At 40.2% G+C, this 7123-nt stretch carries 6 protein-coding genes and 2 pseudogenes; 7 read left to right on the forward strand and 1 reads right to left on the reverse strand.

Annotated elements, in window-relative coordinates:
* Positions 1 to 159 precede the first annotated feature (159 nt).
* The 4 genes and pseudogenes from BM241_RS12210 to BM241_RS07005 all read left to right on the forward strand — a co-directional run.
* A pseudogene (locus BM241_RS12210) lies at positions 160 to 252 on the forward strand (aminoglycoside 6-adenylyltransferase); the annotation flags it as partial.
* Positions 253 to 342: 90 nt separating this feature from the next.
* The gene (locus BM241_RS06995) at positions 343 to 1074 is read left to right on the forward strand and encodes a class I SAM-dependent methyltransferase (RefSeq protein ID WP_092282359.1); all 732 of its coding nucleotides are present in this window, start codon (positions 343 to 345) and stop codon (positions 1072 to 1074) included.
* 33 nt (positions 1075 to 1107) lie between these two features.
* Positions 1108 to 1434: a nucleotidyltransferase domain-containing protein gene (locus BM241_RS07000; protein WP_092282360.1), complete on the forward strand. Its 327-nt coding sequence runs from the start codon at positions 1108 to 1110 to the stop codon at positions 1432 to 1434.
* Positions 1435 to 1995: 561 nt separating this feature from the next.
* Positions 1996 to 2505: a hypothetical protein gene (locus tag BM241_RS07005; RefSeq protein ID WP_025746734.1), complete on the forward strand. Its 510-nt coding sequence runs from the start codon at positions 1996 to 1998 to the stop codon at positions 2503 to 2505.
* Between the two features lie 395 nt (positions 2506 to 2900).
* On the opposite strand, the gene BM241_RS07010 is transcribed toward BM241_RS07005, so the two are convergent.
* On the reverse strand, positions 2901 to 4454 hold the full coding sequence (locus BM241_RS07010) for a multicopper oxidase family protein (protein ID WP_278292386.1): 1554 nt from the start codon (positions 4452 to 4454) through the stop codon (positions 2901 to 2903).
* Positions 4455 to 4741: 287 nt separating this feature from the next.
* Here BM241_RS07010 and BM241_RS07015 point away from each other — a divergent pair, with 287 nt between their 5' ends.
* From BM241_RS07015 to BM241_RS07025, 3 genes and pseudogenes are all read left to right on the forward strand, one after another.
* Positions 4742 to 5131 carry a hypothetical protein gene (locus BM241_RS07015; protein ID WP_025746732.1) on the forward strand — a complete coding sequence of 130 codons (390 nt, stop codon included), beginning with the start codon at positions 4742 to 4744 and terminating at the stop codon, positions 5129 to 5131.
* 427 nt (positions 5132 to 5558) lie between these two features.
* Positions 5559 to 6731, forward strand: coding sequence for a two-component system regulatory protein YycI (locus tag BM241_RS07020; protein ID WP_092282361.1), 1173 nt, complete (start codon positions 5559 to 5561; stop codon positions 6729 to 6731).
* Positions 6732 to 6746: 15 nt separating this feature from the next.
* Positions 6747 to 7123 (forward strand): annotated as a pseudogene (locus tag BM241_RS07025) (hypothetical protein); the annotation flags it as partial.

Raw genomic sequence — 7123 nt, forward strand, 5'->3', positions numbered from 1 at the left:
TTTGTAGATGTGAAAAAGGTGGGAAGAGGAGTAAACCAGTATTGATATGGGGCAGATATTGACATAAAATATACTTATCAGGGAATATAAACTTCGATAAAATTTGTCTTTGGGAAGACTATATAAAAACTGAACAAGAAATGATAAATCTAATACTTTCAGGACATTGTTCCGACTGATATTGATTACCATGTAAAAAAACCGACTATGCGGGAGTATGATGATTGTTGCATTGAATTTTGGAATGTAACAGGTAAAACATAACACGGTATACTCTGGACATGTATAAAAAATATGTAGTAGAATGATGTATAATGCTTTCCACAAAGAGGTGAAGGAAACATGAAAGAAAACAAATATGATGACATACAATTTTTTAATAAATACAAGCAGATGGCACGTTCTATCGGTGGCCTTGAGGCGGCCGGTGAATGGCATGAATTCCAGAAAATGATGCCCGATTTTCAAGGCAAACGAGTTCTGGATCTGGGGTGCGGCTTTGGCTGGCACTGCCGCTATGCTGTTGAACACGGAGCGAAGTTGGTGGTTGGAGTGGATATTTCGGAAAGGATGTTGCAAGTGGCAAGAGAAAGAACAACCTCGCCACTTATTAAATATGTACGCATGCCCATAGAAGATATCGATTATCCGGAAAACTCTTTTGATGTTGTTATCAGTTCATTGGTATTTCACTATATTGAATCGTTTGAAGATATTTGCAAGAAGATAAGCCGATGGCTGATACAGGGTGGTGACTTTGTTTTTTCCGTCGAACACCCGATTTTTACTGCACAGGGCAGTCAGCAGTGGTGTTGTGATGCAAATGGGAAACCCCTTCACTGGCCTGTGGACCGGTACTTCGAAGAAGGAATTCGAAAAGCGGTCTTTCTGGGAGAGGAAGTCACGAAGTATCATAGAACCCTTACCACCTATGTAAATACACTTATTCAGTGTGGCTTTGAGATCATTAAGCTTGTAGAGCCCAAACCAGCTGATTACCTTATGAATGAGCCTGGAATGAAGGATGAACTCCGCCGACCGATGATGCTGCTGATAGCAGCACGTAAGAAATGAGAAGATTTAGATCGAGGATGGTGATTAATTTTTATGTTGGCTAATGTGAGACAACAAATAGATAAAATAATTGCTGATATAAATAAAGTTGCTCCAGTAGAAAAAATATATTTATTCGGTTCTTATGCTTATGGAAAACCAACAGAAGATAGTGATATAGATTTATGTGTAATTGTTAAAGAAAATCCTATAAGGAAAAGAGATTTAATGAAACTTATAAGGAAATCCATAGTAAATGTAGCAGACGTACCAATTGATATATTGGTTTACTTTAAAGATGAATTTGATGCAAGGTCGAAATTGAATTCAACTATAGAGTATAAAATTGTACGTGAAGGGGAATGTATATATGAACAATAAAGATATCGCTAAGGAATAGTTTACAAATTTCACTTAATAATGCTGGTTATTTTAAAATATTTGATGAACAAACTGCACATAAAGCTTTTATGATAAAGATTCTCGATCATATGAGTCCTATTGCAAGTTATTGTAAAAAAGTTGAAACGGGCATGATAAAGCCCGGTATTATTGTTTTTCCTGCGATGTTTGACGTGGGTGATGGGAGGACTTAATAAATGCTCACAAATCCTGAGTTATTTGACTTTTTTTGCCCAAAGTTTATAACAACTGGTACGGTTTATTGGAGGGGTAAAATGAGCTGTCCATTACCAAGTCAACTCCCCAACGCCTAAAGAAGCGGGGGCTCGTAAAAAGCCTTGGTTGACTAGCCTCAGTTGCCAGCACAAAGCTGACGGAGTTTCGTTAGGTAGGCTATGATACTCTAGAGTGTTGCTCCTCAAGCTCCAGGCTCTGTCGTACAGGTTTAAACAGTCCTGAAGGGTAGGGACAGTGGCTTGTGCATGACAAGCCTATTTAATGTTGGTGATGAGCACCTAACTCTGATAGGAGGTTTATAAAATGGAACAGCAGAAAACAAAAAACAACAAATATCAAATGCTAATGTTTATAATAAATGCGATTATAGGTTTGGTAGTTATAATAGGTTTAGTAGTAATAAGAGTAAAAAAAGAAAAAGCAGCAGATACATATGTAAGGAATATCATTGAAATAAATAATGAACTTGATCTGATGGTTAACGATATTGATCAAAATATACGTTTAGCGATAGATAAAGAAACGAAAGCGATATTTATAGAGAAAATAGAATCATATATGGATGAGTGGTCTATCATTGCAGATAAAATAGAAAAAATAGAGCCTCCATCAAGGTTAACAAATTATCATTTACTAACGATACAAAAGACCAAACTAGTTTATGATGTATTAAAAAATGCATATGAAGTGGCACTTTCTTACAGGTCAGAAACATTAGAATATTTAAATAACTACGAAGATACAATCCTTCAATTTAGAAAGTTGAAAGAAAAGCAAACTCAAGAACTAGAAAAGTTAGCTAGACGTAATTAGTATGAACATACGTTACATAACGTGTAAAAATCCCCAAACGAAATAGAATTAGTGAATATGAAACTATTTGGGGGAAAAAGGTTAAAAATAAAAGCTGTAATATAAGGAGGCGGGCTGGCAAATTGCTGAAGATTCCTGGTTTTCTGAACGCTATAATTGTCCGCGTTTCACAACACCCGATGAAAAAGGTAAAGTAGTTCTGGATTATTGTTTCTATTTAAAAGATGAATAACCGTTGATAAGATAGTTTTATTGAAGTTATATAAGGTTTTAGATAGTGTCATAGAAACAATAATATTTGTAGAATACAAAATAACCTTCACAAGCCCCCATACGAAGAATGAACCAACAGATAACAAACCTCCGGATACATTCCGGAGGCTCGTTGCTGTTTTTTATGAGAAGTAACTCTTAATTACCCTAAACGGACGCATCATGTCATGGTCTTCATGTTCCAGAATGTGGCAATGCCACACATAGTCACCCGTATAGCCATCGAATTTTGCGATAATCCTTGTAACCTGCCCAGGCGTAACCCTTACGGTATCCTTCCAGCCCAATTCGTTTGCGTCAGGTGGAATAGGGTCTCCCGTGTATATGATTTCGCCTGTGCTTCTGTAGTGCTGTACATCAAACGGCCTGCGGTCCAAAATTTGAAACTGCACCAGATGCACATGGATGGGGTGCGGGAAAGCTATCAGGTTCAACAAATTCCATATTTCGATGCTGCCCAGTTCGGGCATCTCGGTAACAGGATCACGCCACATCTTTCCATCAAGCTGGAACGATGGACGACCATATCTGTCTGGTACCGTATCAAGGGTCAGATTTCTGACCTTGGTAGCCATATTTTCATTTAGTCGCTCGAAAGGATACAGTATTTCGGGTATTGTGCTGGTGTCTTTACCCTTAAGCGTAAGCACTACCCTAAACTGCATGACATTACTTGTATTTTCATCCGTATCATCATTTGTCAGTATAATATATTCGCCTTTCGAGCCCGAAAAATCAATGATGACATCTGCCCTCTCTGCAGGCATAATTGTCAGTGCATCGAGCTCTACAGGACTTTCTAAAAGCCCTCCGTCGGTTCCTATTTGATAGAATTTCTGGCCATTTGATAGCCTCAGTGTATATGTCCGGGAATTTGATCCATTCAAAATTCTGAAACGGTACTTCCTCGGCTCTACATTGAGGTAAGGCCATACCTTGCCGTTAACTAGGATTGTATTTCCCAAGAATATCGGTACCACTGATGGAAAAACTCCCGGCACTGGTTGAGGCGGTTCAGCGGGGTAAAACAGGGAACCGTCTTTATTAAACGACCTGTCCTGGATCAGCAGAGGGATTTCATACTCGCCTGATGGCAAATTGAGCCTCTGCTCCAGGTGATCGCGTATAATATAAAAACCTGCAAGGCCTGCATATACGTTCAACCTGGTTATTCCCATTGCATGGTCATGATACCATAAGGTTGCAGCTTGCTGGTGATTGGTATACTTGTATACTTCAGTGGCAAAAAATGGGCCCGTCTCTTTATAGCCTTTTGTGAACCAGGCTTCAGGATGTCCATCGCTCTCAGGCGAGACCCGTGCGCCGTGAAGGTGGACAACGGTGCGTACTTCGGGTGTGTCAACAGCCCCATGCAAGGTACGGTCTACCGGTAATAAATGCTTTTTTGGCAGGCAGTTAATCCATTTGACCATGACGGTACGATCCTTTAGTGTTTCAATAGTAGGACCGGGGTATGTGCCGTTATACCCCCAGACCGTAGTTTCAGGAAAATATTTGTGCAGCTTTTGTTTTACCTGCAACATTTTCACTTCATAGTATGCTCCGTCTTTTAGTCTTTTTGTAGGCTGCAGTACCTCGGGAATCGGCAGTTCGTCAACAAACTTGGGAATTTGAATTCGGGTCCGATGGATCAACTTTGTATTCGTAATATTCATTATCATTCAAGTCATATGACATAGAATATCACCTCTTTTATTTCTCTCGTTATATATTATGTAATATATTATGCAGATGACATCTCAAGAGTGCAATGCTTTAATAACCATAGTTAAAATTTAACCGCAAGGGTCGCAAGTGGACGTTTAGTGTGAAAATAAATTACGTGGTATTTGGGCAATCTTAAAATGACGCATGTAAGCTGTTCTCCAATTCAACTTGTTTCATGCGAGTTCCTGGCAAGTTGGAAGGGAGTCTCTATAATTAAAAAAGGGGGTATCTTCGGATGAGAAAACGTATTATCATTCTGATTGCCGTCCTTTGCCTGTTTGCCGTATCTGGCACTGCGCTTGCTGCAGAGTATAGCTATAGTTTTACATTCAATCCACCTTTTGTCGGTAGCTTAAGATATACAGAGCCAAGGATAAGAAGAGTAGGAGATACGCCTTATGTGTGGCCCAATTATTCAACAACACCTACAAATTATGTCCTAGTTACAGAACATAGTGTTACTACACCAGCAACAAATACTCTTAAGGAGATATATACAGCAGGGAAACGTTATTTTACTTATCTTCCTAATTACGGTGGGTATGATGAAGCGTATCGTCTGGCTGGCTATCCGACATATACTGACTTTGACACATATACCATAAGCGGGAAATGGTCTCCATAAGTCTGATAAGGGTAGTTATCACCGATTGAAAAATGCAGGTGTACTCGCCACCTGCATTTTTTAAATTCGGCGTTTTTTATCTAACGAATCATATTCAGACAAATTCACCGACTTAAGCAGCAACATATAGTTAATACAGTTGAATTAAACCTTTATTGACAACTGTCTTCTATTGCGATAGAATACTATTGTAGGCATTCTATTATAATAGAAAAATATATGTAAATGAGGTACATATTGATATTAAGCTGTTTTGCTTGAATCCAAAAAGAGAGGATAGAAACTTGACCTGAGCCGGATAGCCGTTCTTGCTGTTAACGGTGTGACATATGTGTCGACAAAAAAGAAGGGTAGGAGGATTTAGTAATAAAATTCCAGGAAAAAATTTGTTATTACCTAAACAAATAGGGAAGAAAGGAGATTTGCAATGAAGAAAACCCTTATACTGCTGCTTTGTCTTGTGCTATTGACATCAGCTCCGGCCTGCGGAAAACTTCAGGTGAATGAAGAACGTCTTGAGGAACTGCTGGAAATTATGGATTTGGGAACCTTCCTGCAAACGGTGGATTTGCCGGATAATTTCTCCATTGGATTTAACGCAGCAGATGTCAAATCCGTAGATTCTGCCAAAATATATAAAGCAGTGCCCCTGGAGCTTGATGCTGACGAAGTCGCTAAAAAACTGCTGAAGAGAGAAATTGTATCGACCAAGGTATATGCCGAGGGACCGCAATTTGAAACCAGCGATAATGAATTGAAGGAATATCTTACCGTTTTTGACGGAGGCAAAAGCGCGGGAGTTGATTCCGGAGTTGTAGGTGGTCTTAATTATTCCGTGATTATAAATGGGGAGTGGCTAGACAGTAAGCAGGGGATGGTTATAGCAGGTGACCCGGGACCGCCGGATAGCATCGCACAGAAATGGGGTTATAACTTAAAAAGCGACTATGCATCCTTTGCAGACCTTTCTTTTATGAGCTACAAAGATGCCCTTGCAGCAGTAGAAGAGCTTTTATACGATACCCTGGGATTTCCCGAGCTTGAGGTTGCGGAAGCCTATTCGATGGATTTGGAAACCATGCTAAAGCATTATGAGCTTTATAAAGCAGCAGGCGGAAAAGAAGAAATCACTTTCTCTAAGGAAGACGAGTGTTATGTGTTCTTCTTCCGGCAGGTAATCGATGGTATCCCCTTAGCAAACGTTAGGTGGCAAAAAATAACTATCAGTAGGAAAATAGCACCAGTACCCACTGTTAAAGTCTATTATACCAGGGACGGCGTAAGACGTATTTCCGCTGGAGGTCTGTACGATATCATTGAGGGCGGAGAGGATAAACCACTGATCAGCGCGGCTGCCGCTCTGAAAAAGGTGATTGATGATTACTCAGAAGTTTTCCTGGAAAACCAAACCAGGGTAATAGCCATGGAGCTCTGTTATGTGGGAGTGATGGCACAAGACGGATATGAACTGATTCCTGCGTGGATCTTCTGTATTGCTGAAGCTATTAAAGTTAAAGATCCGGTGGATGGCACGGAGAATTCATACGATTTATACACCTACTATGTGGTAAACGCCATTACTGGCGATAGAATAGAGTAGCAAAGGCGGGGAGATATGATGAAACAGTTTTTCTATCTTTTAGCCGCTGATTTACGCCGGGCAATACTTTCAATACGATTTCTTCTCAGCGCCTGCGGTGTTGCATTGGTGTTGTTTATAGCTTCCTGGGGTCAGATAAAATTTGCCCGGGATGTGTTATACCTTCTTGGACTGGGTATAAGTGGAACCGCAAGCATGCTTCTGATAGCAGGTATTTTACCGCTGTTCCCCTTTGCGACAACCTTTGCCACAGAATGGCAGGAACGTGCCGTCAGATTCTGGATTGTGCGGACGGGTATACGGAACTATTCGATGTCCAAAGTTCTGGTGAGCGCTATATCCGGCTTTTTGACTACGGCCGTCGGTATGCTTATGTTCGTGCTTGCTTTGCG

This window comes from Caldicoprobacter faecalis (genome assembly GCF_900115765.1).
GTDB lineage: Bacteria > Bacillota > Clostridia > Caldicoprobacterales > Caldicoprobacteraceae > Caldicoprobacter > Caldicoprobacter oshimai.

What these genes read in the sequence shown, in the direction of transcription:
- BM241_RS07020 (WP_092282361.1), top strand. Translation starts at nt 5,559, where the DNA reads ATGAAGAAAACCCTTATACTGCTGCTTTGTCTTGTGCTATTGACATCA.
- BM241_RS07005 (WP_025746734.1), top strand. Translation starts at nt 1,996, where the DNA reads ATGGAACAGCAGAAAACAAAAAACAACAAATATCAAATGCTAATGTTT.
- BM241_RS07000 (WP_092282360.1), top strand. Translation starts at nt 1,108, where the DNA reads ATGTTGGCTAATGTGAGACAACAAATAGATAAAATAATTGCTGATATA.
- BM241_RS07010 (WP_278292386.1), bottom strand. Translation starts at nt 4,454, where the DNA reads ATGAATATTACGAATACAAAGTTGATCCATCGGACCCGAATTCAAATT.
- BM241_RS07015 (WP_025746732.1), top strand. Translation starts at nt 4,742, where the DNA reads ATGAGAAAACGTATTATCATTCTGATTGCCGTCCTTTGCCTGTTTGCC.
- BM241_RS06995 (WP_092282359.1), top strand. Translation starts at nt 343, where the DNA reads ATGAAAGAAAACAAATATGATGACATACAATTTTTTAATAAATACAAG.